Below are 26,352 nucleotides of genomic sequence, written 5' to 3'. Positions count from 1 at the left end.
TCTTGAGCTTACACCTATAAATGCTTATAATATTCTCGAATGGAATATGAGTTTTCTGAAATCGCCGAACTGGCTACTGCTCTGCAAGCAGATTTTGAGTCTAGCCTAGATAAAACAGTCATCTTAAAAGATAGACGATTAGGTGAGCTGCTTAAAGCTATAAAAGATCGTGCTCCAGAAGAGCGTGGTAAGTTTGGGGCCGAGCTAAATCGTCTAAAAAATGAAATCCAGGCACAAGTCGACAATTGGCAAGCCGAGCAAGACGCTCCGAAGAAGGAACCGATCGATGTAACCGCTCCGTTTAGCGTCGGCGAAAATGATTCTCCAACCTTAGTCGATAGTCGCTTGGGGAGCCAACACCCGATTATGCAGGCACAAGATGAAATGCTCGATATTTTTTACCGAATGGGCTTTACTTCGGTTGAGTCGCGCCAGTTAGATAACCAATATTATATGTTCGATAGCCTGAATTTCCCGGATGGTCACCCAGCTCGCGACGAATACGACACCTTTATTTTGGACGAAGTCGATAAAAATGGTCGACCGCTTGTGGCGCCAGCCCATACCAGTAACATGCAGAATCGAGTCCTTAAAGCTCGCAAGGCACAGTTAGAAGCCGGTGAGCCAATTGCCGTGGTAGTGCCCGGCCGAGTTTTTCGTAACGAAGATCTCGATGCTCGCCACGAGCACACCTTCTACCAGATCGAAGGAGTTTATGTAGCCGAGGGTGTAACCACTGCACACTTGATTGCGACTCTCAAAGAGTTTATGCAAGAGTACTACCAGAAAGAGATCGAGATCAAAACCCAGCCATTTTATTTTCCGTTTACCGAACCATCGTTTGAGTTTGCTATTTCTTGCCCATTCTGCGACAAGCAGGGCTGTAAAGTCTGTGGTGAAGGCTGGATTGAACTACTTGGTTGCGGCATGATTCATCCGAATGTGCTTAGCGAAGCAGGTATCGACCCCGAAAAATATACTGGTTTTGCATGGGGAATAGGTTTTATGAGAATGGTAATGATCAAGCACGGTATCGAAGATATCCGCCATTTCCAGAGCGGCAAGCTAGATTTCTTGAGGCAGTTCGCATGAGGGTAAGTTATAACGAAATCAAACGCCTAACAGGACTAGATGTAAGTGTCGAAGAAATGGTGGCACGTATTGGCTCGCGCTTGGGTGAGGTCGAGGCAGTCGAGGACTGGGGTGCCAAATATAAAGGGGCTCTAATTGTAAAAGTTATTACCTGCGAAAAACACCCAGATGCCGATAAACTTAGTATATGCACGGTAGATGATGGTGGCAAAAACCCCGATCTAAAGCGAGACGAAAATGGCTACATTCAAGTGGTTTGTGGAGCACCAAATGTTCATGCCGATATGTGGGCAGTTTGGCTACAGCCTGGCGCAACTGTCCCGGCCAGTTTTGCCGATGATGAACCATTTGTTTTAGAGTCTCGTGAAATTCGTGGGGTTATCAGTAACGGCATGCTAGCTAGCCTTAAAGAGTTGGCGATTGGCGATGATCATAATGGCATTGTCGAGCTACCCGAGTCAACCAGGCTCGAAGCTATCAAACCAGCCAACGAAGTACCTCACGTAGAGGCCTTAGCCAATTTTAGACGTACCGAAAAATATAAACCGGGCGATAGTTTTGCCGAAGTCTTCGATCTAAACGATTACGTGATCGAGATCGAGAACAAAATGTTCACGCACCGTCCTGATTGTTTTGGCGAGCTGGGTGTAGCTCGCGAAGTGGCCGGAATATTTGGCAAACAATTTACAAGCCCTAAATGGTACCAAACCGAGTTTAGCCAGACAATAACTGCCGATGAACAGCTGGTAGTAAGAATCGAAACAGATTTGGTGAGTCGTTTTTCGGCATTAATAGTTGAAGATGTCGAGGTTCGGCCATCTTCACTCGATGTACAAATAAATCTTACTAAAGCCGGCTATCGACCGATCAATAACATCGTCGATATTACAAACTACATTATGCACGCCTATGGCCAACCACTCCACGCCTATGATTATGCCAAGTTAGCTGCTCGAAGTTCTGGTACGCCAACATTGGTTGCTCGGCTTAGCCAGAGTGGCGAGCAGCTTAAATTGCTCAATGGCAAAACGATTGAGTTTAATCAGCCAGCGATTGTAATTGCGACCGACCAAGAAATCGTAGGTGTTGGTGGAGTTATGGGTGGTGCCGATACCGAAGTCGACAACTCCACTACAAAAGTGGTTCTCGAGGCGGCAAACTTTGATATGTACTCGATCCGTCGAACAAGCATGCACTACGGACTATTCAGTGATGCCGCTAGTCGCTTCAACAAAGGTCAGAGCCCTTGGCAAACATTGGCCTGCGCCTCGATAGCGGCGGGAGAGGTGGTTTGCAGTTCAAGCGGTATGTCGTACGACAAATGGTACGATGTTAAATCCAATTTAGCTACAAACAAACCAGTCAGCATAAGTTCGGAGTTTTTAAACAGTCGACTTGGCTCAAGCTTATCAGCCACCGAAATTCAACAACTCTTAACTAATGTGGAATTTGTGGTTGAAGCCGAGGCCGATGAGCTGTCGGTGACCGCCCCCTTTTGGCGCACCGATATCGAGATCAAAGAAGACATTGTCGAAGAAGTTGGTCGGCTCTATGGCTACGATAATTTAGCCCTGTGTTTGCCAAAACGCTCGACCAAACCAGTCGAAGTCAACCAGCTTTTTAAAACAAAAGCCAAGATTCGCTCAAGTTTGGCGACTATCGGTGCTAACGAGCTACTAACCTATAGCTTTGTCCACCGGAGTTTGCTCGAGAAGGCCGGCCAGAAACCAGAAGATTCTTATGCTATAAGCAATGCGATTAGCCCAGACTTGCATTTTTATCGCCAGAGCCTGATGCCAAGTTTACTCGACAGCGTGCATCAGAATATTAAGGCTGGCTACGAGGAGTTCGCGCTGTTCGAAGTCGGGAAAACCCATAATAAAGTTCATGGACTAGACGAGTCTGGATTGCCTGGCGAGATAGAAGTTACGGGCTTGGTATTTGCCAGCAAATTGAAACAACGTTCAGGCACTGGATATTACGAAGCAAAGGAGTATTTGCGACGCTTAGCGCATGCCTTTGGAGCCGAACTAGAATTTCGACCAGTACCTCCCGAAACCGATTTTCCGATTACTTCTCCATACGATTTAAGTCGGTCGAGTTTAATATCGATAAAAAATGGATCTTTCTTAGGTATTGTGGGTGAGTTCAAGCCAGGTGTTGAACGTGCCTTTCGATTGCCAGGGGCTTGTGCCGGCTTCGAGATCGAAACCCAAGCGCTTGCCAATTGGCAAGCGAAGAGTCCTTACACAGAGCTAAGTCGCTTTCCAAGTTCTGCTCAGGACATCACTTTACAAACTACAAACAGTGTTAGTTTTGGCGATCTACAGTCGACAGTCGTTGAAGTACTTGAGCAGACAGGTTATAAATATACACTGTCTACTGTCAGTATTTTTGAGCCAGAAGCAGGCTTAAAGAATACGAGTTTCAGAATTAGATTGAGTTCACTCGACAAGACACTTACGACCCAAGAAGTTACAGATGTGATCGAGTCAATAGCTCAAGTCGGCTCGCAAAAGTATCAGGCTAGGCAAATCTAACTTGATTTTAACCCCTGGTGAGTGTATAATAGTGGCATCCTCGTTGAGGAGCCTTTGCTCCTGGTGAGGTGTTTTTTTACAAGGTGTTGGAAACTTCTCGTTTTTTTGACGAGAAAAGATTCATTAAAATTAAAGAATAAGAATTTTTTAATACCAACATTCTCCAGGCTAATCGAGATCACCACATAGTGATTTGGATTAGTTTGGGGAAGGTGTTGCCGCCCCAAATGAACGGGTTGGCCGGTAAAGATAGCTAGGGTGTGCTGCGCAGATCGTAGTGCACGTTGGAGTGCGGAATAGCTCACTAGCAGAATCGGCAAGCCTTACCGGGCGGTAGCTCAGCCGGCAGAGCATGCGAGTACAACTCGCAAGGTCCCCCGATCGAAACGGGGTCGCCCGACAGAGGGGTTGCTGTAGCTATACAACATGTGTTGTTTAGCTTCGCAGTTCTCTCAAGCAATGCTCCTGTAGTTTAGTTGGTCTAAAACAGCGCCCTCTCAAGGCGTAAGCACAGGTTCGAATCCTGTCAGGGGTGCTACCTCGCCGTAGAAACCGGTGGGGGAGGTTAGCGTGCCGATACGGTTATTCCAGACAGCTGGAGACCGAATCAAACGTTAGGAACTGGGAAATGTTCCGGCTGGGCCCACTTTGTGGTACCAGTTGAATGTGGCGGGTAACCGCCATTGGAGTACTGCCGAAAGGCGCAACTGTCTGGCGGAGACGCCGTACAGGCTTGTGGTGTTACACCCGCATGCATGCGTTGTTCGGTAAGACTCCACCCGGTCGAGTAGCTCAGGAGGTTCAGAGTACCAGCCTGAAAAGCTGGAGGTATGTGGGATCGATACCCACCTCGACCACCAGTCTCGTGGTGAAGTCTGGAGTTCACGCTGGCATCACACGCCAGAGGTCACGGGTTCAAATCCCGTCGAGACTGCTAGGGTGCAATGGCAACGGATTCCGCCCGTATGCAGACCTCATTCAAGTTCACAGAGTAGGTTTAACCGCCTTCACAGCTCTGCGTTCGCAAGGTTTGCGCCTGCCCCGAAGTGGTTGTGCCCGGGTGTTCACTCGGGCACAACCACGTGATACTCGCCGTCGTAACTCAGTCGGTAGAGTTTCGGTCGATCGTTGTAGTTACCTTAGGACTCCTGCAGTATGTCTGCTTGTCCACGGAGGCTAGCAGACGGAAGGCCGGAAATTCATACCGCATCACGTGCGGACACATCGACCGATAGTCGGAGGTTCGATTCCTCCCGGCGGCTCGTATGGCTTCGGCCGTACAGCCTAGTAGAGCTGGCGCCCCGAGCGGGCAATCACTGGCACCGGGTGCCAGCTCTCTAGGCAAAGATTCTTATTCATTTCCCCAGATGCAGCAACCAGCTGCACTTCTCGAGCCTCTTGAAAGGAGGTGAGCAAAATGGCAGGAAACCAGGAAGAGGCGGTCAAGCGCGCACTCCAGAAGTGTGGTGGTGATCGCAGTCACCCTGACGTCCAGAAGGCCTACGGTGCTTACGTCCGATCAATGGAGGCGCATAATCAGCGTCCCAAGGACCTGAGGTACATGTAGGTAGGTGAAGGGGATGAATCTTCCTAAAAGTAGAGTTCTTGTTTGAGGTTGAGCTACCAAAGCTCCCTCACAATTGAGCCACTTTTAGTATCGGTTTCCAACACCGATTCCCCAAAATTCATTAAGTTTTAGTGGTTTTTGTGGAATAACTCAATCATTATAAAATGGCTATGCTGTTTATCACGGCATGGCTTGCAATCGGGAGTATAATTAAGTTACGGAAGTGATGAGGTGGACACCTCTAGGGAACGCTTTCCAGAACCCGGGTAAAGACGCCCGGGTTCCATAGTGATTTCGGCTTGTCCTTAGAGGTGTTATCTGGTATACTACCAGCCTATTTTAGACAATAATCAGATAAGAGGTTAATTAGAGTGAAAGCTGTTGAACTTGCAGTCGAAATTCGCCAGGCGGCTGGCAAAAAAAATAAAGCTTTGCGGAGAGCTGGGCTGGTACCTGCCAATATTGTTAGTCATGGCAAAGAGTCGGTGGCTATTCAAACAGAGTACAATCACCTGCTTAAGGTTTTACAAAAAGTTGGCTATACACAGCCTGTTTTAATTAAAGCTGGCGATAGCGATCATACAGTTTTAGTAACAGAAGTTAAATTTGTTCCAGCCAAAAACACTGTCGAGCATGTTACATTCCAAGAAGTTAAAAAAGGTGAAAAAGTACATGCTAATGTGCCACTAGTGCTTGTTGGTGACGCTCCAGCTGCCAGCAAAGGCCTACTTGTGTTGCAGATCTTGGATACGCTAGAAGTAGAGGCCGGTGCGCTTAGTATCCCCGAACACCTTGATGTCGACATATCTGGTCTTACCGAGGACGGCGACAGCGTACACACCAAAGATATCGTCTTGCCAGAAGGCGTGGTATTGATGGCCGATCCAGAAGCAAGTATCGTAAAAGTCGAAACACCTCGTGTCGTTGAAGAGACCGAAGAAGAAGCTCCTGCAGATGCCGAAACCACCGAATCTACAACCGATAAATCTGAATCTAGCGAAGAATAGTGAAGCCACTCTTAAAAATTATTAGGTTCACAAAACACCTGTGGCCATATTATTTACTGCTGTTTATTTTTACGGCAGTTGTTTCGCTACTGGTTCAGCTCCAGCCGATTCTGATTCGACAGCTAGTCGCTGAGCTTCAAAATGTTGGTAGCGCAGCTGCTAGTGATAAGGCAATTTTAATTATCGTCGGACTACTGTTTGCCCAAGATGTCGTTAGCAATGTCTTGGTAAATTTCATGCAGTATCATGGCGATGTTTTATCGGTAAAACTAAAAATATTTTTGAGTAACCGTTATTACGAACACATCTTACAATTGCCCCAGAGTTATTTTGATACAGAGTTATCGGGTAAAATTACCGCTCGCCTGACGCGTTCCGTAGTTCAGATTACTGAGTTCGTTAAGATGATGGGCAACAACTTTGCGTCTTTTATACTGACGACGGTTTTTAGTTTGGCAATTGTGGCCTATTTTAGCCCGCTGATAGCTCTGCTCCTTTTTAGCCTATACCCAATTTTTATCTGGTTAACTGTTCGATCGAGCGGCAAATGGATTGAGTATCAAGATGGTATCAACCAGAACCAAGATATTGCTTTTGGCCGATTCCAAGAATCTATTTCACAAGTAAAGGCTGTAAAGAGTTTTGTGCGGGAGCAATCGGAGCTTAACTTTTTTAGCAAACATCTTAAACAAACACTTAAACTCACCAAGCCCCAGAGTCGGCTGTGGCACACGATGGATTTTCGTCGCAAACTTGTCTTAAATGTGATTTTTGGGATAGTTTACTTATTGCTGTTTTGGCAGGCCAAAACTGGCAGTTTAAGTCTAGCCGATACAATTATGATTTTTCAGTTAACACTGATGATCCGTATGCCAGTATTCACAATTAGCTTTTTGGTCGAGAATATCCAGAGAGCTGTTGCAGATAGTAAAGATTACTTTATGGCACTCGATACCGTACCAGCCATCGAAGACGTGCCAGCTGCAAAAAACTTGCGTGTGGCTAAAGGCAAAGTGGAGTTCAGAGATGTACACTTTGCTTACGATAAAAAACCAGTTATCAAGGGCTTAAACTTTTCGATCGAACCAGGCAGCAAGATCGCTTTAGTGGGTGAGAGCGGCGAGGGTAAGTCGACAATCGCCAACTTGCTTCTGAGGCTATATCAGCCGAGTCAGGGTAACATTGCGGTAGATGGCCAAGACATCGCCGGTGTCAAGCAACATAGCTTACGTAAAAATATTGGCGTTGTGTTTCAGGAACCCAACTTATTTTCTGGTTCCATCGCCGAGAACATAGCTTACGGCAAACCAGCCGCCACTAAGCAGCAGATTATCGCTGCCGCCAAAGCTGCCAACGCAGATGATTTTATTAACAGCTTCGATGACGGCTACGAATCTTTGATTGGTGAAAGAGGGCTGAAGTTGAGTGGTGGTCAAAAGCAACGGATTGCAATTGCCCGAGCTATCTTAAAAGACGCCCCAATCTTAATACTCGACGAGGCAACGAGTAGCCTAGACAGTAAAAGTGAACTATTAGTCCATGAGGCGCTCGAGAATTTAATGCATGCCCGGACAACTATTATCATCGCACACCGTCTGAGCACCATCCAAAATGTCGATGTAATCGTTACCCTTAAGAATGGCCAGGTAGACGAGATCGGGAGTCCAACAAAGCTGGCAAAAACCAAAGGCATCTACGCTCAATTGTTGGCAGTTCAAAGCGCAAAAAGTGCCGAACAGCGTAAGCAGGCGTTAAACAAATTTGGTATCGTTGCCTAAAAGACATTACCTTTTAGTTTCATCTCGGTTAAGCATGAGGTAAAATATATTTCGAGCAGCGGAGGGTTGATAATATATTCTTTAGTGACGACTTCTTTCGCACAGTCTGGCCAAGCCCAGTAGAGTGTCGCTAAACTTTTTAAGGAGGGTACCATGACAACAAGAGTTGTATCTCTAATGTTAGCAGTTGCATTTTTTGTTAGTACGATTGGTTTTAGTGCTTATGTTGTAATTCAGGCGAATAAAGACGAAAGCTCAAATACTGATCAAACAACGCAAGATACTACAAATCAAAATAATAATCAGGAGGCCGATGTGTTAAAAGGTACAAAATTACAGGGATTTGAGCCACGAACAAGTCAGGTAGAAAAACTCGAAATAATCGATTTGGTCGAAGGCGATGGGACCGAAGTAGTCGCTGGCGATCAAGTAACCGTAAATTACACTGGTGCATTTGTTAAAGATGGGATTATCTTTGAATCAAGCCTAGACAGTGGTAGCCCGATTACATTTGGATTAGAAGGTTTAATTCAGGGTTGGCAAGATGGAATTCCAGGTATGAAAGTCGGCGGAACACGCCGACTCGTTATCCCGTATTCGCTAGCATACGGCGAAACTGGCAACAGTAACATTCCCGCCAAATCGGACCTAGTTTTTGATATCGAGCTAATTGGGATAACCCAATAAAATTAAATAAGAAAGGCCAATATGGATACACAAACTCATAAAGTTACAGTCTTTAGTACAACATACTGTGCATCGTGTGCGGCCTTAAAAAAATGGCTAGATGCCAAGGGTGTGGCGTACGAGAGTGTTAACCTAGATGAAAACCCGGATCGTCAGCAAGAGGTGCTTGAAAAGAGTGGTACTTTAAGCGTCCCGGTCACTATTATAGCCGATGGTCAAGGTGTTGAAATGCCTCCAGTAACTGGACCAAACTATAGTGCAATTAGCTCAATGTTAGGTTTGGCGTAAACGAAGATGACAGAGCAAGCTACAAAAGTCTGGGATGTAGTCATGATTGGTGCCGGCCCGGCTAGCCTAGCCAGTGCCATATATACATCTCGCGAAGACCTAGAGACATTAATTATCGAGAAAGCAGTTGTTGGTGGTTTGGCAGCTATTACCGATATGGTCGACAATTACCCAGGTTTTCCAGATGGTATCGAGGGACTAAGGTTGGCCGAACAGCTCGAAGCCCAGACCAAGCGGTTTGGGGCAGTCATCGAGCTCGACGAAGTAAAAAATATCCACAAAAATGGCGATATCTTCGAGGTCGAGGGTGGTATGAATAGCTATCGAGCTCGGGCCGTTCTGATTGGCACGGGCAGTGAATGGAAAAAACTCGGTATACCGGGCGAGCAAGAATTTTATGGCCGTGGTGTGCACAACTGCGCAACTTGCGACGGTGCATTTTATCGTGATCGTCGACTCGTGGTTGTCGGCAGTGGCAACAGCGCAGCTCAAGAAGCTTTATTCTTGACCAAGTTTGCCAGCCATATCGACATTTTGATCCGAGGAGATAAATGGAAAGCTAGCGACGTACTCGAACACGAGATAGACAAGAACGATAAAATTACCGTTCACTTTAATACCACTACCGACGAAATTGTTGGCCAAGACAACAAAATAGTCAAAGTAGTTGGAACGAAAAACGGTCAGCGAACAGACTTTCCTACCGACGGTGTCTTTGTGTTTATCGGCTTAAAGCCGGTCACATATTTCCTAGCGGGTAGCGGTGTTGAACTTGACGATTACGGTTTTGTTATGACCGACCTTAAGCTGGCGACTAATATTCCTGGTATGTTTTGTGCTGGCGATGTTCGCAGTGGCGCGACAATGCAGATTGCCAGTGCAGTTGGCGAAGGCGCAGCGGCGGCTCTGTCGATTCGTGAGTACCTCGAAAAGCCCGCAGCCTAGTCCCATATCTTTATCGCTGTAACGTTTGGTATAATACTGTTTAGTATAGAAAAAAGATAAGTGAGGTATAGCGAATGGGTTATCCATTTAATCAGTTGAGCGCCGATGACGGCACAAACATCACAACAGTTATTGAAATTCCAAAAGGCAGCATGCTCAAAGTGGAGTGGGATCGAAAAAATGAGTATTTTGCACTCGATCGAGTAGAGCCCGGTATTTTTGCTAAGCCAGTAAATTATGGATTCATACCCCAAACTCTCGACGAAGACGGTGACGAACTAGATACGCTAGTTGTAACTGGGGAGCCGTTGCCAATGGGAGTGGTAGTTGAGTGTAAGGTTATCGGAATTCTTAATTTCGAAGACGATGCCGAGATGGATCACAAAGTCGTCTGCGTGCCGGCCGATGATCGACATTACGGACCAATCAATAATATCGATGAGCTTGGCGAGCCCTGGAAAAAACAGATTGAGCACCATTTTAATCACTACAAAGATCTCAAAAAGCCTGGCTCAACCAAAGTCCTTGGTTTTGGCAGTGTGGAAGATGCCTGGAAGATAATCGGCGAATGCAAGGAACGCGCCCAAGCCAACCCTTGGTGGTAGAAAAGACATTAAAATGTGAAAGGGCCGGGGGCGCTAACTTTTGTATTGGTGCTCGTACCTGTCTAGGTTATAATTAGCGTAAGCAAGATAAACTTGAGGGGGAATATGAAGACAAGGGTGGCAATTAATGGGTTTGGACGGATTGGGCGCAATGCTTTTAGGGTGGCGTTTGATCGTGACGATATCGAGATTGTAGCTATCAACGACTTAACAAACAACGAAATGTTGGCCTATTTACTGAAGTACGACACTAATTATGGTGCCTATCACCACGAGGTTAGCTTCGAAGAAGGCTGTATTGTCGTAGACGGCAAAAAAGTGCCTGTTAGTGCCGAAAAGGACCCCGCAAATTTACCGTGGGCAGACCGCCAAGTAGATGTAGTAATCGAGTCGACTGGTCTGTTTGTGACAGCCGAAAAAGCCTCTGCGCATATTAAAGCTGGAGCAAAAAAAGTCGTGATTAGTGCCCCCGCTAAAGACGATGAAACTCAGACAATTGTACTCGGTGCCAACGAACATGATCTAGAAAGTTATCAGGGTGACATTATTAGTAACGCCAGCTGTACCACCAACAGCCTGGCGGCGGTTATGGACATTCTCGATCAAGAATATGGGATTGAAAAAGCGATGCTAACAACTGTACATAGCTACACCGCTAGTCAGGTACTTCAGGATGGCCCAGCCAAGGCAATGCGTGAATCACGGGCGGCTGCTCAGAATATTGTACCGAGCACGACAGGTGCAGCAATTGCTGTGGCTAAAACGGTGCCAAGTTTGCTAGGTAAGTTTGATGGCATGTCGGTTCGTGTACCGACTAGCGTAGTGTCTTTGAGTGATGTGACGATGCTTATGAAGCGCGATGTAACTGCCGAAGAAGTCAACGCCACCCTCAAAAAAGCCAGCAAAGATCTATATTACCAAGGTATTGTCGATTACACCGACGAAGAACTAGTTAGTAGCGACTATATTGGCAATAGCCATAGCGGCACAGTTGACGGCGCATTAACAAATGTAGTCGACGGAAACATGCTAAAGGTTGTAGTTTGGTACGACAACGAATGGGGCTACAGCAACCGTTTAGTCGAACTTGTGGCTGATGTTGGCAATAGTTTGCATGGACGTCGGGCCGAAGAACAAGATGCAGATGTGCCTGTAGTTGAAGTCAGCGAAGATACTGTCAACGATCTAGATGCGGGTGTGGCCGAAGTTGAGGCCATGGAAAACACTGGCAGCTGGCAGCCAGAAGAAAATGTTCATACTGAGCCAGAGATGAATTCTGAACCGAGCGGATTTAATAATGCTGATTATGGCCAGGTACAGTCTCAACCTGCAGACGAAGTACAAACAGATCTACCATCCGAACCGCAAGTCTCTCAAGACCAAGCAGCACAGCCAGCATATCCAGACCAAGCTCAGGTAGCGGCAGAGCAGAATCATCAACAAGACCAAGAACACCAAAATTACTAGACATTGTTTATGAACAAACATGGGATAGTTTATATAGGTGCCGACCATCAAGGCTTTAGGCTTAAAGCCAAGTTAAAGGAGTATTTAGAGTCGGCTGGATTCGAAGTTATTGATACAGGTGATACAGCCCTAAACCCAGAAGACGATTTTCCAGTTTTTGCCAGCAAGCTAGTTCATGCCTTGTTTGCCGATCGTGATCGTGAAGCAAAAGGTATACTGATTTGTGGTAGTGGGCAAGGTATGGCGATTGCAGCTAATCGGTTTAAGGGTATCCGAGCAGCAGTATTAGACACTGTAGAGGAAGCTAGGCTTGCCAGAAATGACGACGATATCAACGTCTTGGCCTTGCCAGCCATAAAACTGAATGATAATCCCCAACTTATGCGTGATATCGTCGATACGTATTTGGCAACTCCGTTTGAGTCTATCCCTAAACGCTTGCGGCGCAATAAACTTTTAGACGAACTCAATTAAAGGCTTATGCTAACATAAGCCTATGTGTGTTATTTGCCCGACAGTAACAGCTTATAACCCTCACGATTATCGACAAGAGATGGAGACTGTGAGTGGTTTTGCCGAGCGGATTCATATTGACTTAATGGACGAAGAATTTACCGGGGTACATTCGGTCACACTGCCACAAGCATGGTGGGATCAAGGCAAAATAATCGATATTCATATCATGTATAAGTATCCAGATCTACACCTAGACACACTTAAAAGTATGCTTCCCGACAGAGTTATCTTCCATGCCGAAGCCGAGGATAATCTGGTTGAGTTTGCCCGAAATCTTAAACATTATGGGATTATACCCGGCGTGGCATTCTTGCAGGCCACAAACCCACTCGATTTCGTGGAACTTATTCAAGAGTGTGAGCACGCATTAATATTTAGTGGCCATCTTGGGCACCACGGGGGTCAAGTAGACTTAAGTTTGCTATCGAAAGTCGAACAAATCCGACAGATAAACCCAAATATCGAGATTAGCTGGGATGGTGGAATTAACGAGTCAAACGCCAAACAGCTCAAAGACGGAGGAGTTCAAGTGCTAAATGCGGGTGGCTGTATCCAACAGGCCGAAGATCCGCAAAAAGCTTATGATTCACTTGTAAATCTGGTAAAATCATAAGCAATATGGCCACAAGCAAACAAGCAAAAAATTTCACAGCTAAAAAAAAGTCTGTGCTGGAGCTAGAAAAGCTCGCAAATAATATCCGTGTCAGTATTATCAGCATGCTCGAAGAAGCTGGTAGCGGCCACAGCGCCGGACCTTTGGGTCTGGCCGATATTTTTGCAGCATTATATTTTGATGTCATGAAGCACGACCCAGACAACCCAGACTGGGAAGAGCGGGATGTCTTGATTTTAAGTAATGGCCACACTGTGCCAGTGCGCTATGCAACCATGGCCGAGACGGGTTACTTTAGCAAGAAAGAGCTAAAAACTCTGCGTAAATTTGGTAGTCGACTCCAAGGCCATCCTGAGCGAACCAAGCTACCCGGTCTTGAGCATACAAGCGGCCCATTAGGCTGTGGGCTAAGCCAGGCTTGTGGTATGGCGTTAGCTTGGCGTATGCACGATATCAAACATCGCTGGATTTATACCGTGATGGGCGATGGTGAGCTCGACGAAGGCAATGTTTGGGAAGCCGCCATGCTAGCTGGCAAGTATCAACTGAGTAACATCGTCGGGATTATCGACCGCAACTACATTCAGATCGATGGAGCAACCGAAGATGTGATGCCTCTCGAAGATTTAAGCGCCAAGTGGGAGGCGTTTGGTTGGCATGTGATCGAAATCGATGGCAACAACATTGAAGCAGTAATTGATGCCTGCGCAATGGCTCGAGCGATTAAAGATAAGCCGATTATAATCATTGCCCATACGATAGCTGGAAAGGGTGTAGATTTTATGGAGTATGACTTCCATTGGCATGGCAAACCACCAAATCACCAGGAAGCCAAGTTGGCACTGCATGAGCTTCGGACCTTGGGCGGCAAAATAACTGGGGAACATCAATAATGATCTGGCACCATCACATATTAGATGTAACTGGCGATCTAGAAGCAAAGAAGATTCGAGCAGGCTTTGGTGACGGCTTAAAGCAAGCTGGCGACAAAAGCGACAAAGTCGTTGGATTATGCGCCGACTTAACTGAGTCTACAAATATGCATGTATTTGCCGAAGCGCATCCTGACAGATTCTTTGAAATTGGCATTGCAGAACAAAACTTAGCGACCGTAGCTAGTGGACTGGCATCGCAGGGGCTTGTGCCGTTTGCGGCCAGCTATGCGGCTTTTAGCCCTGGTCGTAACTGGGAGCAAATCCGGACCACAGCTTGCTTAAACAATCAGCCTGTGAAAATTGTCGGTGCACATGCCGGAATTAGTGTTGGTCCAGATGGTGCAACCCATCAAGCCCTCGAAGATTTAGCAATTATGCGGACACTCCCGAATATGGTGGTGATTGCCCCAGCAGATTACGAGGAGGCCCGCAAAGCTACTTTGGCAATGGCTGGTGATTCTCGACCAAACTATATCCGCTTAGCACGTGAGGCTGTGCCAGCGTTCACGACCGACAAAACCCCGTTCGAAATTGGTAAAGCGCTAGTTTTAACCCCTGGTTCGGATGTAACAATTATTGCAACCGGCACGATGACCTATCATGCCCTCAAAGCAGCAGCCAGTATGTTTAATGACGGGATTGATGTCGAAGTAATCCACTGCCCAACAATTAAGCCTCTAGATGCTGTTACGATACTTTCAAGTGTCCAGAAAACAGGTTGCGTAGTAACCGCCGAAGAGCACCAGATTACAGGTGGCTTAGGTGGGGCGGTTGCCGAACTATTGATCGAACACCTACCTGTACCTATGCGTAGAATTGGGGTTAAAGATAGATTTGGCGAAAGCGGAACCCCAGATGAGCTCATGGAACATTTTGGCCTAACAAGTAAACACATTCAGCTAGCTGTTCATGATGTACTCAAAGCTACTCAAAAAGTTTAGATTGCTAGCATATAAGTAGATATGCTTTAAAAGCTTATGCTTTTATGCAACAATATATCCTATGAGTTTAACCATTGCTCAGATTCGAGCAAATTGTCTAAAAGCTAGAGCAACCATGGAGCGGGCACGTAAGCAGAAGTTTGCCTTGGGAGCTTTTAATATCGACAACCAAGAAACGCTAATCGCGATTGCTAGGGCGGCTAAAAAAACACGTGCACCGTTGCTGGTCGAAGTTAGTCACGGAGAAGTCGAAGTAATCGGCTTAGATAACTTACGTGATATGGTTGATAACTACAAAATTGAATATGGGATAGAGATTTACATTAATCTCGATCATTCACCATCAGTAGAGGCTGCCAAGGCAGGAATTGATGCTGGTTTTGAGTTTATTCACATCGACGTATCACAAGCCCACAAAGATGACCATATATCAGATAAAGCGATTGTGGAGGCGACCAAAGAAGTAGTCGAATATGCTAAATTTACCGGTGCGCTTGTCGAAAGTGAGCCGCACTACTTTGGTGGATCGAGCAATGTTCATCACGAAAGTATAGATTATGCGCAAATCAAGAAAACTTTTAGTACCCCAGCTGGTAGCAAAAAATTTGTCAAAGACACTGGAATCGACACATTCGCGGCCGCGATTGGGAACTTACACGGTAAATATCCTGTTCCAAAGATACTTGATCTGAAACTACTCGAACGCATTCGTGAAGCACTACCAAAGGATGTCAATATTAGCTTACATGGAGGTAGCGGGACACCACTACACTTTTTTGAAGAAGCTGTACGAATTGGTGTGACCAAAATCAACATCAACAGCGATATGCGCTTTGCCTTCCGAACCGTCCTCGAGCGCGAGCTTGCCAAGCATCCCGATGAGTTTGCTGTTATGAAACTAATGGACGAGGTTAAATTGGCAGTTCAAGCAGTAGTTGAAGATAAGCTAAAAGCCTTCAATTCCATTGGTAAGGCCGAGGTTTGATGAAAAAAGATATTCATATCTTATGTGTCGGGGCTGCCGTTCAAGATGTCTTGCTCCATGGTGAAGTTTTTCGTGCAAAGCAAGAAGATGGTCAACTAGTTGAAGAGTTTATCTTGGGTGAAAAGCTCGAAATTGATGGTGTGACATTTTCTACAGGTGGTGGTGCCACTAATGCAGCGGTCACATTTGCCCGTCAAGGTCTCCATGCTAGCTTTATGGGCCAAATTGCAGATGATGCACCGGGAAGGGCCGTTCTGGATGATCTTCATCGTGAGCAAGTCGATACCGGCTCGATTATAATGGTCGACGACAAAAGCACCGGCTATTCTGTAATCTTAGTCAGTCCAAAAGGTGAGCGAACGGTACTCACATACAGAGGAGCCTCACATTATCTCGATTCCGATAAGTTCGACTTCAGCGAGCTGCATAATATTCCAGACTGGATATATATCAGCAGCTTGTCTGGTCATTATGAAATTATCGACAAAGTAATTATGTACGCCCACGAACATGGAATAAAAGTTGCCATAAACCCCGGTAAGGGTGAACTAACCGATGTCGATCGAATGCGCTATATTATCGGCGAAGTAGATCTGGTGAGTCTAAACAAAGAAGAGATGCAGCAGCTTTATGAAGGTAGTACCCCAGAAGAGCTTGTTCGAGCGGCTATCAAGGATTGTCCAGTAGTGATAGTTACTGATGGCCCAAATGGCGAAGTGGCTGCTAGCCGCCTTGAAGGAAAACTGGTCGTTGGTGGAATGTACGAGGATGTGCCCGTTGTCGACAGACTTGGGGCAGGCGACGCCTTTAGTAGTGGCTTCACATGCCGGATTGCGCAAGGAGAGGGGTTAGTGGAGGCTGTAAAATTTGCGGCAGCCAATAGCACCAGTGTAGTTACAAAAATGGGCGCTAAGACAGGTATCTTGCACGAAGATACCGTGCTGCACGACATGCCACTCGAAGTTAAGGATTTATAGAACAGCGACTAAAGCATGTCAGAGAAAATATATGGAACATGGGTAGATCAGCAGAAAGATACTGGGAGTGGCTTAATCGAAGAAATAGCACCAAGTCTGTTCATGATGCTTAGAGATGGGCGTACCTACGCACATCGGAACAGTCATATATTCGGAGAAATGTTAAACGGTCTAGTAGTTGTGGAAGATACTGAGCTAGATCTGCTAGTAGAGGCTGCAGAAGAAGATCCATGTAAATGCGTTATGATTGAAGAAGTAAAACTAGCTACTGACGGTACAATAGAATTTTTGTTTCATGACGGTTTATGGGTACCATATTGCCGATCTGCCCCTACCAACCCATTCATACTTAATCACAATGCATCGCAAAAAATTGCTGGTTAAGAATAACTGTGTTCTAAGCACAAAGAATAATATATAAAACAATATGTTTATCCATGTTAATGCTTGTGGTAAAATTTTAATCAAGTATGTCGAAATTAATATCTGATCTTTTGGGTGCTGATGAGCCGTTGTTCTCGATCAGCCTGAGACAGCTCGAAAAATCTTCTGGAAACCCGGCGGTCGATGTACGGCTAACTGCCGAGATTATCGGTAAGGTTCGTATGACGCTAAAGTCGCTCGGCCTAGACCCAGACGACACAAAAGGGCCAGAACTCTATAAAGCCCTGATTAACAAGATACACGAGCATAATAATCATTTACGTCATGCAATTGGAGGCACGGATAAGGATCATCCAGCCGATTTGATCCCAAAGATAAAAGCTGCTTGTGAGCGAGTTGATATTCCACGAGATTGTTGGGTGCTCAAAAAGAGTGTGGCCAAGCGATTCTTAAAAGAAACTCCGCCACCAAATATGATGCAACTACTTGGCTATTCCAGTATCGACAGCATGCTCAAACAAGAAAATATTTTCGAAATTTTTGGTGCCTTACGCTTTAGCGAAGGCAGTGACTGGCTAAATGCTTTTAACGAAAAATACAAAACCCTTACCCCACGTGATTTTGAAACCCGCAAAGTTGAGATTGTTGTTATGCCGGATCGCTGGGCAGATATGGCCGAGAGCTTTATTCACAAGAAGAAGCACAATATTACTCATAGCAAAGAAATGGGCGTGGTGATTATGTTGCCGGTCAAGCTCGATCATATGCCAGGTATATCTATCTGGGCACTCAGCTTGTTATTTCATTATATTAACGAAATTCGACTTTATAGCTCTTTCTTTAAACTCAAGCAAGTTCGCTCTGATTTTGGCGAGATATTTGTAAATACCTTAATTGCCGATCCTGCACAAGGGGCAATTATGGCCGGACACAATGTTCATTGGAGAGTCATCCAGCGCTATTTTGGTAAACTTGAGAACGAGGTTCATCCCGAAATCTTTCAGCCACATGTTCAACCAGAAGACTTACACTGGCGACATGCCGAGAGTATTTTGTATGAAATTGCTCCAGAATTAGAATTTTGGCGTGACCTAGACTATGTTGGCATAATGTACGGCAAACGACCGATCGCCTTCAACATGATGGATGTAGCCGCAAGTTATACTAATAAAACACCGTACGGAAAACGCGAAATTTATCACTTCCGCGAGGCCTTGTGGAACGAGATATTTATCCGTTACATGGGTGAACCAGTGCTCGAACAGCAGATTCTTAAACAACTAGACAATAGTATGATCGCACCCGAAAAATTGGAGGTTCAATAAACATGCTTAGATTTAGTATATGTATATCCGGTGCCGCGAGTGGTGATACGGTTGATAATGCGTGTAGTATGGCTTACGAAATAGGTAAAGCAATTGCCGAGGCTGGCCATATTGTAACGACAGGTGCGACAGTGGGCCTGCCATATTTCGGAGCTCGAGGAGCTTACGAGGCTGGTGGCCGGAGTATTGGTTTTAGTCCGGCTTCAAGCTTGCGCGAACACGTTCGTAAATATAGGCTACCAGTAGGCGTGTTCGACTACATAAACTTTACTGGTATGCACTATGTAGGCCGTGATATTCATCTTGTTCAGAGTAGTGACGCGGTTATTACTATCGGTGGACGGATGGGCAGTCTGCACGAGTTTACTACCGCCATCGAAGCTCGTATGCCCTGTGGTGTATTACTAGAATCCGGTGGTACGGCTGATATCATTCCACATTTGCTAGAAAAACTTGAAGAGCCAAATGGTACACGAGTGGTTTTCGATAACGATCCTGTCCGGCTAGTTAAGCAAGTCATCGCCATGATGGAAGAAGAATATAAAGATATTAATATCGAGCAGCTCAAAAAGTACGAGGCCACCTTTGACGCCCTAACATGTAGTGCGAGTGAAAATCACCACAAAAACCGCGCTGGCTAAATTATTTGTGTAGTTATCAAAATTTAATGATGTAATGTTACTACGCAGGATCTTGCTGCTTAGCTTTATGTGCAAGGTTTCTTGGACAATCAATACATAGGCCACTTACCATATTACCTACAGATGCCGATAACTGACGCATAACTTCACTAGGCTCTGTTGAACTATGCAGTAAATTGTAACTTATCGTACGGTCGCCGCATGCAATTGCAGCAGTGGATTGGGGGTGGGTTTTGCCCGGCATCTGTAGATGTGCTATATCTTGAAGCGCAGGTACGTGCTTCGGGGCTTAGATGGGGTCGGGGGTCGAACGACTCTATATTTATTTTCATAATTCCAACTTTATCTTAATGCCACATAATTTACAAGAAATACCTAATATGTAGTAAAATAACTTGATGTCTGACAAGTTTGAGTTAAGTTCGAGTTATGAGCCTGCGGGCGACCAACCAACGGCCATTCAGGCTTTAGTTAGGGGTGTTTCCAATGGAGTAAAAGAGCAGGTGCTCCTAGGTGCAACGGGTACTGGCAAGACTTTTACAATGGCCAATGTGGTTCAAGCAGTCCAGAAACCTACTCTGGTTTTGGTCCACAACAAAACTTTGGCGGCTCAGTTATACAACGAGTTCAAAAACTTCTTCCCTAACAACGCCGTACACTACTTTGTAAGTTATTTCGACTATTATCAGCCAGAAGCATACATACCTCGGAGTGATACTTATATCGAAAAAGACAGCGATATCAATGAAGAGATCGACCGTTTACGCCACGCGGCGACCGATGCACTTTTGTCTAGACGGGACGTGTTAATCGTAGCCAGTGTTAGCTGCATATATGGCATTGGATCAGTCGAAGACTATGGCGGCTTAAGCGAAACTGTAACCATCGGTGAACGTAAAGTTCGTGACAAATTTATCCGACATCTGACAGATATCCAGTATCGACGAAATGATATCGACTTTACCCGAAGTGCTTTTCGAGTTAAAGGTGATGTAATCGATGTTTTTCCAGCTGGAGAGGAAACAGCATACCGGATAGAGTTTTTTGGAGACGAAGTTGAGAGAATTTCACAGATAAACCCGCTAACTGGAGAAATCGAAGGCCAGAGGCAATCGATAACTATTTTTCCGAGCAGTCACTTCGTAACCCCACAAGAAAAACTTAAAGGTGCTCTGGGCAAAATAGAGCAAGAACTCGATCAGCGCACTAATTGGTTTGAGAGTCGCAACATGATTCTAGAGAGCCAGCGGCTTTCTCAGAGAACGAAGTTCGACTTGGAAATGCTTGAAGAGACTGGATTTGTAAAAGGGATTGAGAACTACAGCCGCTACCTGACAAATCGGGAAGAAGGCGAACAGCCGGCAACTCTGCTCGACTATTTTCCAGACGACTTTTTGTTGATGATCGACGAAAGCCACATGACAATTCCCCAAGTTCGGGGCATGTACAACGGAGACCGGGCTCGGAAACAAGTGTTAGTTGACTATGGCTTTAGGTTACCGAGTGCACTCGATAACCGTCCACTAAATTTTGTTGAATTCGAAAAGCATGTTAATCAAGTTGTTTATGTATCTGCTACGCCGGCCGAATACGAGCTGGCCCGCTCACCAAAGCCGGTCGAACAAATCATCCGACCGACAGGCTTACTCGATCCGATTGTCGAAGTCCGACCAATTGCTGGCCAAATTGATGATTTAATCGCCGAGATTAGAGACACTGTCAAGAAAAACCAGCGTGTGCTGGTAACCACACTCACAAAGCGAATGGCTGAAGATCTAACTGATTACCTAAAAGATATCGACATCAAGGTACAGTACTTGCATAGCGAAGTCGATACACTAGAGCGAAGTGATATTTTACGTGATCTGCGCCTCGGGGTTTACGATGTGCTGGTGGGCATAAACTTACTACGTGAAGGACTCGATTTGCCAGAAGTCAGCTTAGTCGCGATTATCGACGCCGACAAAGAAGGATTTTTGCGCAGCGATCAAGCCCTAATCCAAACTATCGGACGAGCCGCCAGGCACCAAGAAGGTAGGGTGATTATGTATGCCGATCAGATAACGGGCAGTATGCGCCGGGCAATCGATGAAACTGATCGTCGTCGGAAAGTGCAGGAGGCCTATAACCGTCAGCATAAGATTGTTCCCAAATCTGTTAGCAAACAAGTTCAAGATTCCATGCCACGCGGCGAGTCGAAAGAAGATAAGCACAAAAAGCAGGCAAAACGCGATCTCAAAGGCGTGCCGCTAGATGAAATACCAAGTTTAATTAAACAGCTAAATGCTCAGATGCATCTACATGCCGCTAATCTTGAATTCGAAAAAGCCGCAGAGATTCGCGACTACATCACAGAACTAGAATCAAAAGCAACAAAATAAATTGCTTATGTTCAATTACTTCAATGTCGGCGAGTTGTTTGCTACAATATACTTTAACCATGTCAAAAATAACTGCGAGTGATGTGGCTCATCTCGCCAAACTAGCGAGGCTGAGCTTAACGGATATTGAGATAAAAAAATTCCAGTCAGAGATTGAGGCAATATTTGAGTTTGTTGATCAACTACAATCAGTTGACGTGTCAGATTACGAACCAACAGACCAAGTGAGTGGTCTCAAGAATATAACCAGAAATGATCAGCCTCAAGATTTTGGAGTTGATGCTGCTGGACTACTTAAGGGTGGTCGGATAGAAGATAATCAGTTCATTGTAGAGAGAGTTATCGAATGAACCGTCCACAAGCTATTAAAGAAATTGTTTATCAGGTTCAATCTGGGCAGTTAAAAGCCGTAGATTTAGCAAAAGTAGCTCTAGAAAAAGCAAAAAATAGCCAAGACTACAACGTGTTCTTAGAAATATGCGAAGCAGACGCACTAAAAAGAGCCGCCGAAATTGACACGATGATCGAAGCTGGTAAAGATCCTGGCGAGTTAGCCGGTGTACCCTTTGCCATCAAAGATAATTTTCTAGTGAACTTTGGCCACACAACTGCCGCCAGTAATATGCTTAAAGGCTTTAGCTCGCCGTACACTGCAACCGCTGTTCAAAAAGTACTCGATGCGGGCGGTGTCTTAATCGGCAAAGTTAACTTAGATGCTTTTGCACATGGCACCACTACCGAGAATAGTGATTTTGGCCAGACCAAAAATCCACACGATCCAACGAAAGTGCCCGGTGGCAGTAGTGGAGGAAGCGCTGCAGCTGTGGCTTTAGATATTGTCCCATTTGCTCTCGGCAGTGACACAGGTGGCTCAATTCGCTTACCAGCAAGTTTTTGCGGAGTTGTTGGCTATAAACCAAGTTACGGCTTGGTCTCGCGCTATGGAGTTGTCGCCATGGCCAGCAGTACTGACTGCATCGGTGTCCTTGGTAATTCAGTCGAAAATACCGCAACAGTTATGAATATCATAAAAGGACAAGACGAATTTGACGGTACAACCATCGATTCTTCAGAGATCGATTTAACACCAAGTCGGCAAACTAAGCTAAATATAGGTGTCATTAAAGAGTTTGCCGAATACGACCTAGAGCCTGCCGCCAAGAAGGCTTTTAACGAGTATCTTGATGTAATTAAAAGTCTCGGGCACGAACTAGTCGAAGTAAGTATCCCAAGCATCGAGCTAGCCCTTGCTTGCTATTACATACTTGTTCCAGCAGAAGTGAGCAGTAACTTGTCGCGGTACGACGGAGTAGTTTATGGTCATAAATCAAAAGATTCGAAGAAGCTCGACGAGGCAATTAGTTTGTCTCGATCGGCAGGTTTTGGTGCAGAAAATAAACGTCGAATTATGATTGGTACTTACGTGTTAAGCTCCGGATATTACGATGCATATTACAAAAAAGCCCAACAATTACGCACGAAACTAATCGAAGAATTTAAGACAGCTTTAGAGCAGGCAAATGTACTTGTTTGTCCGGTGGCCCCGTTTGCAGCCTTCGATCTGGGTGCCAAAATTGACGATCCAGTTCAGATGTATTTGGCCGATATAATGACAGTACTCGCAAACTTAGTTGGTGCGCCTGCTATTAGCTTGCCGGGAAAATCTGTTAATCAGTTGCCGTATGGCTTGCAATTAATTTCTGGCCATAAAGAGGATGGTTTAATAATGTCATTGGCTGCTAGCCTAGAGGAGAAGTTATGACAATTGCTTGGTTAATTATTGCAGTAGTTTTTGGGATTGCAATTTTAACTTTTGTTTCATTACTGAGTAGGCGAACCTCTAAGCTCAAAATTACTGAGTATCGCGAAAGATGGGAAAAAATCGTCACATATTTAGCCAGTGAAGATACATACAGTATAGCGATCATCGAAGCAGATAAATTACTAGATAAGGCCCTGAAAGAACTTCGCTTTAAAGGCGCTACTATGGCCGAAAGAATGGTGTCGGCTAAAAAAGTTTTTAGTAAGCGAGATCACGTTTGGTTGGCGCATAAGTTACGTAATAAGATCGCTCACGAGACAGATACTAAAGTTAACAAACGACAAACTCAGATCGCTTTGGGAGCTTATCATCGGGCGCTAAAAGATCTAGGAGCGATCTAGTGGCAAACTTGTCAACAAAAGACTATCTAGTCAACGGGTATCTACCAACCATTGGAATTGAATGCCACGTACAGTTCAATACCAAAACCAAATTATTCACCGGTGTTCTAAACGATGCAAAAGACGCTTTGCCAAATAGCCTGATTGGTCCGCTGTGTGTTGGTTTGCCAGGTACCTTGCCGGTACTGAACGAAGCTGCAGTCGAGAAAGCGATTAGAGCTGGCATAGCCCTAAACGCAAAAATTGCAGAATTTACAAAATTCGACCGCAAACATTATTTTTATCCTGACCTTCCGTTGGGATATCAGATTTCACAGTTTGACAAGCCAATAGTACTAGATGGCGAAATTCCAATTGTGGTTAATGGCCAAAAAACGAGTGTTAGAATCGAACGCGCTCATCTCGAGGCAGATGCCGGTAAACTAACTCACCCCGTAGGTAAAGACTATAGCTTAATTGATTACAACCGAGCTGGCACCCCACTCTTAGAGATCGTTAGTCGCCCAGACATGCATTCTGCTGCCGAGGCAAAGGCCTATGCCCAGGAACTTTACTTGCGCATGCTTTACGCTGGAGTGTCTGACTGCGACCTGTTCCACGGCAACATTAGATTTGATGTCAACGTAAGTGTTAGTAAAGATCCCGCTACCTTAGGCACTCGAACCGAGACAAAAAACCTCAATAGCTTCCGTAATGTCGAGCGGGCGGTTGCCTTTGAAATTGAGCGTCAAATCGACCAAATTGAAAAAGGCCAAGTAATCGTCCAAGAAACACGCGGCTGGGATGATACAAAGCAGAAAACTTTTTCGCAGCGCAGCAAAGAAAACGCTCACGATTATCGTTACATGCCCGATCCAGACATTCCACCACTCGAAATCGACCGAAAACTTGTCGAGGAAATTGCCAAAAATATGCCAGCCGGTCCATCCGAAATTCGTCAAGTTTTGAGCGGGGCAGGCTTGAACCACGATACAATCGAAACAATCCTCGACTATCCCGAAGCCGCCAAATATTTGCTGCAAGTTGCCGATCAACACGATCAGAAGACCCTAAACACGATCGCCAACTGGATAACTGGCGAAATTCTGCGCCTAGTTAAGGAAAACAGATTTGACTTTGCCCGTTTAGGAGATTCTGCTCAGAATCTAGTCAAATTGGCTAGCATGTACGACGCTAGTCAGCTAAGCTCAACTGCTGCCAAGGAATTGATCGAGCCAATCATAAACGATAACCAAGACCCTCAGAGCCTTGCCGAAGCTCGCAATTTACTGCAAGTATCCGACGAAAGCGAATTAATATTAGCTGTCGAACAGGTAATTGCCGAGAACCCTAAGGCGGTTGCCGATGCCCAAGCCGACCCGAAAGCTATCGGTTTTCTGGTGGGGCAAGTTATGAAAGCAACCGGTGGCAAAGCCAACCCTAAGGTAGTCTCCGACATCCTGCGCGAGCATATTTAGAAATACACAAGCGGCTTTTACTCATAGACAAAGCATAATTGTTATGCTATAATAATGTTATTATGGGCGAATTGTTGGTCAAAGATGGGATTATGCTAGATGGTGGTCAGATTTTAACGCCTCGCGGTATATCGCCTGACGGACTTAATGAAATGATGAGCTTAGACAGCACTAAATCGATAGTTGGGGCTGCAGTTCGGCATGTTTACGAACAGCAACTAAGACATAACAACGAGGCCGACATCACTAAGATTGGAATTTGGGTAATACGACTAGGGTTAACTCGCGTTCGAGGAACAGCCGAAGGTGTGGTTACTGAAACAGCATTTTGGGATGACTTAAGGAAACAAGAAGATAGTGGCGTATTTTATGATTCGGGGGCATTGCGGCCAGACCTTACTGCTTACTGGTACGCTGTCGAAAACGCTGGTTTTAAAACTACTGCCCGCAAACAGATACCCGGAGGGTATACTTGGTTGCTAGCAGGTCTTGCAGTGTAAGGTATTGGCAACTAAGCTATAATTAATATCATGAATGACGGCAGTCTACTCGTAACAGTTCTGTTTGTAATCGTATCGATATTATTAATTATCGATATTGTAATTGCCGTGACTATCTATAAGATTCTTAAGAAAGTGCAACATGTTGTCGACAAGGCAGAGGACGCCGCCAGTAACCTTACTAGCGTTAGTAAAGTTGCTAGCGCAATGAGTGTACCACTGGCAATTTCAAAAATTGTCAAAGCTACTGCTGAACATTTCGGACGAAAGGAAAATAATGCCAAAAACAAAGACTAAGCAGCAAGACCAGGCCGAACAAACTCTTCAGAAAATTATTGAGTCTGGACTTGTTAGCTATAAAAGCATATTTAAGGTTAACTTTTTAAGAGGTTTATCGTTTGGTTTCGGGAGCGTGCTCGGCGCGACTGTACTTGTTGCTTTGGTCGCTTGGATTTTATCTTGGTTTAATAATATGTGGATTTTAGGTGGCTTGATCGACGCCATTCGTAACTCACTCGCAAACTAACTCGTAATTTTTACAGCAAAATACAAACACGA

At 45.3% G+C, this 26,352-nt stretch carries 26 protein-coding genes and 3 tRNA genes; all 29 read left to right on the top strand.

The window, feature by feature from the left end:
* Positions 1–39: 39 nt before the first annotated feature.
* The 29 genes from pheS (at position 40) to H6798_03695 (ending at position 26,320) form a co-directional block, all read left to right on the top strand.
* On the top strand, positions 40–1,092 hold the full coding sequence (pheS, locus tag H6798_03835) for a phenylalanine--tRNA ligase subunit alpha (protein MCB9821637.1): 1,053 nt from the start codon (positions 40–42) through the stop codon (positions 1,090–1,092).
* Positions 1,089–3,632, top strand: coding sequence for a phenylalanine--tRNA ligase subunit beta (gene pheT, locus H6798_03830; protein ID MCB9821636.1), 2,544 nt, complete (start codon positions 1,089–1,091; stop codon positions 3,630–3,632). Before pheS ends, pheT begins: the two co-directional genes overlap by 4 nt.
* A gap of 461 nt (positions 3,633–4,093) precedes the next feature.
* Positions 4,094–4,167: transfer RNA gene (locus H6798_03825), tRNA-Glu, on the top strand.
* A 246-nt stretch (positions 4,168–4,413) separates the two neighbouring features.
* Positions 4,414–4,492, top strand: a tRNA-Phe gene (locus H6798_03820).
* Positions 4,492–4,566, top strand: a tRNA-Val gene (locus H6798_03815). The genes H6798_03820 and H6798_03815 overlap by 1 nt, the downstream gene beginning before the upstream one ends.
* Before the next feature lie 1,004 nt (positions 4,567–5,570).
* Positions 5,571–6,206: a 50S ribosomal protein L25 gene (locus H6798_03810; GenBank protein MCB9821635.1), complete on the top strand. Its 636-nt coding sequence runs from the start codon at positions 5,571–5,573 to the stop codon at positions 6,204–6,206.
* Complete coding sequence (locus H6798_03805) at positions 6,206–7,984, top strand: ABC transporter ATP-binding protein (GenBank protein ID MCB9821634.1); 1,779 nt, start codon at positions 6,206–6,208, stop codon at positions 7,982–7,984. The genes H6798_03810 and H6798_03805 overlap by 1 nt, the downstream gene beginning before the upstream one ends.
* Before the next feature lie 177 nt (positions 7,985–8,161).
* The gene (locus H6798_03800; GenBank protein MCB9821633.1) at positions 8,162–8,671 is read left to right on the top strand and encodes an FKBP-type peptidyl-prolyl cis-trans isomerase; all 510 of its coding nucleotides are present in this window, start codon (positions 8,162–8,164) and stop codon (positions 8,669–8,671) included.
* Between the two features lie 21 nt (positions 8,672–8,692).
* Positions 8,693–8,959, top strand: coding sequence for a glutaredoxin family protein (locus H6798_03795; protein MCB9821632.1), 267 nt, complete (start codon positions 8,693–8,695; stop codon positions 8,957–8,959).
* Between the two features lie 6 nt (positions 8,960–8,965).
* A complete protein-coding gene (locus H6798_03790) occupies positions 8,966–9,904 on the top strand; it encodes an FAD-dependent oxidoreductase (protein ID MCB9821631.1) in 939 nt (312 codons plus the stop codon).
* 74 nt (positions 9,905–9,978) lie between these two features.
* Complete coding sequence (locus H6798_03785) at positions 9,979–10,509, top strand: inorganic diphosphatase (GenBank protein MCB9821630.1); 531 nt, start codon at positions 9,979–9,981, stop codon at positions 10,507–10,509.
* A 105-nt stretch (positions 10,510–10,614) separates the two neighbouring features.
* Positions 10,615–11,976, top strand: a complete 1,362-nt coding sequence (gap, locus tag H6798_03780) for a type I glyceraldehyde-3-phosphate dehydrogenase (protein ID MCB9821629.1) — start codon at positions 10,615–10,617, stop codon at positions 11,974–11,976.
* 9 nt (positions 11,977–11,985) lie between these two features.
* The gene (locus tag H6798_03775; GenBank protein ID MCB9821628.1) at positions 11,986–12,450 is read left to right on the top strand and encodes an RpiB/LacA/LacB family sugar-phosphate isomerase; all 465 of its coding nucleotides are present in this window, start codon (positions 11,986–11,988) and stop codon (positions 12,448–12,450) included.
* Positions 12,451–12,472: 22 nt separating this feature from the next.
* A complete protein-coding gene (locus tag H6798_03770; GenBank protein MCB9821627.1) occupies positions 12,473–13,105 on the top strand; it encodes a hypothetical protein in 633 nt (210 codons plus the stop codon).
* A gap of 5 nt (positions 13,106–13,110) precedes the next feature.
* Positions 13,111–13,998, top strand: a complete 888-nt coding sequence (locus H6798_03765) for a transketolase (GenBank protein ID MCB9821626.1) — start codon at positions 13,111–13,113, stop codon at positions 13,996–13,998.
* On the top strand, positions 13,998–14,981 hold the full coding sequence (locus H6798_03760; GenBank protein ID MCB9821625.1) for a transketolase family protein: 984 nt from the start codon (positions 13,998–14,000) through the stop codon (positions 14,979–14,981). Before H6798_03765 ends, H6798_03760 begins: the two co-directional genes overlap by 1 nt.
* Positions 14,982–15,042: 61 nt before the next feature.
* The gene (locus H6798_03755) at positions 15,043–15,966 is read left to right on the top strand and encodes a class II fructose-bisphosphate aldolase (GenBank protein MCB9821624.1); all 924 of its coding nucleotides are present in this window, start codon (positions 15,043–15,045) and stop codon (positions 15,964–15,966) included.
* Positions 15,966–16,943, top strand: a complete 978-nt coding sequence (locus tag H6798_03750; protein ID MCB9821623.1) for a carbohydrate kinase family protein — start codon at positions 15,966–15,968, stop codon at positions 16,941–16,943. The genes H6798_03755 and H6798_03750 overlap by 1 nt, the downstream gene beginning before the upstream one ends.
* A 15-nt stretch (positions 16,944–16,958) precedes the next feature.
* Entirely contained in the window at positions 16,959–17,327 is a 369-nt protein-coding gene (locus H6798_03745; protein ID MCB9821622.1) for a hypothetical protein, read from the top strand.
* An 86-nt stretch (positions 17,328–17,413) separates the two neighbouring features.
* A complete protein-coding gene (locus tag H6798_03740; GenBank protein ID MCB9821621.1) occupies positions 17,414–18,652 on the top strand; it encodes a hypothetical protein in 1,239 nt (412 codons plus the stop codon).
* 2 nt (positions 18,653–18,654) lie between these two features.
* Positions 18,655–19,293, top strand: a complete 639-nt coding sequence (locus H6798_03735; protein ID MCB9821620.1) for an LOG family protein — start codon at positions 18,655–18,657, stop codon at positions 19,291–19,293.
* Positions 19,294–19,691: 398 nt separating this feature from the next.
* Positions 19,692–21,674, top strand: a complete 1,983-nt coding sequence (gene uvrB / locus H6798_03730; GenBank protein ID MCB9821619.1) for an excinuclease ABC subunit UvrB — start codon at positions 19,692–19,694, stop codon at positions 21,672–21,674.
* A 59-nt stretch (positions 21,675–21,733) separates the two neighbouring features.
* Positions 21,734–22,024, top strand: coding sequence for an Asp-tRNA(Asn)/Glu-tRNA(Gln) amidotransferase subunit GatC (gene gatC, locus H6798_03725; GenBank protein MCB9821618.1), 291 nt, complete (start codon positions 21,734–21,736; stop codon positions 22,022–22,024).
* Entirely contained in the window at positions 22,021–23,436 is a 1,416-nt protein-coding gene (gene gatA / locus H6798_03720) for an Asp-tRNA(Asn)/Glu-tRNA(Gln) amidotransferase subunit GatA (protein MCB9821617.1), read from the top strand. Before gatC ends, gatA begins: the two co-directional genes overlap by 4 nt.
* Positions 23,433–23,837 (top strand): hypothetical protein, encoded by a 405-nt coding sequence (locus H6798_03715; GenBank protein ID MCB9821616.1) that lies wholly within the window; start codon positions 23,433–23,435, stop codon positions 23,835–23,837. Before gatA ends, H6798_03715 begins: the two co-directional genes overlap by 4 nt.
* An 8-nt stretch (positions 23,838–23,845) precedes the next feature.
* On the top strand, positions 23,846–25,294 hold the full coding sequence (gatB, locus tag H6798_03710) for an Asp-tRNA(Asn)/Glu-tRNA(Gln) amidotransferase subunit GatB (GenBank protein MCB9821615.1): 1,449 nt from the start codon (positions 23,846–23,848) through the stop codon (positions 25,292–25,294).
* 62 nt (positions 25,295–25,356) lie between these two features.
* Positions 25,357–25,794 (top strand): hypothetical protein, encoded by a 438-nt coding sequence (locus tag H6798_03705; protein ID MCB9821614.1) that lies wholly within the window; start codon positions 25,357–25,359, stop codon positions 25,792–25,794.
* 30 nt (positions 25,795–25,824) lie between these two features.
* Positions 25,825–26,091, top strand: coding sequence for a hypothetical protein (locus H6798_03700; GenBank protein ID MCB9821613.1), 267 nt, complete (start codon positions 25,825–25,827; stop codon positions 26,089–26,091).
* Positions 26,072–26,320 carry a hypothetical protein gene (locus H6798_03695; protein MCB9821612.1) on the top strand — a complete coding sequence of 83 codons (249 nt, stop codon included), beginning with the start codon at positions 26,072–26,074 and terminating at the stop codon, positions 26,318–26,320. The genes H6798_03700 and H6798_03695 overlap by 20 nt, the downstream gene beginning before the upstream one ends.
* Positions 26,321–26,352 lie beyond the last annotated feature (32 nt).

Source organism: Candidatus Nomurabacteria bacterium, assembly GCA_020631905.1.
GTDB lineage: Bacteria > Patescibacteriota > Saccharimonadia > Saccharimonadales > VXPC01 > JACKGQ01.
This window is presented reverse-complemented; position numbering and strand designations above follow the sequence as displayed.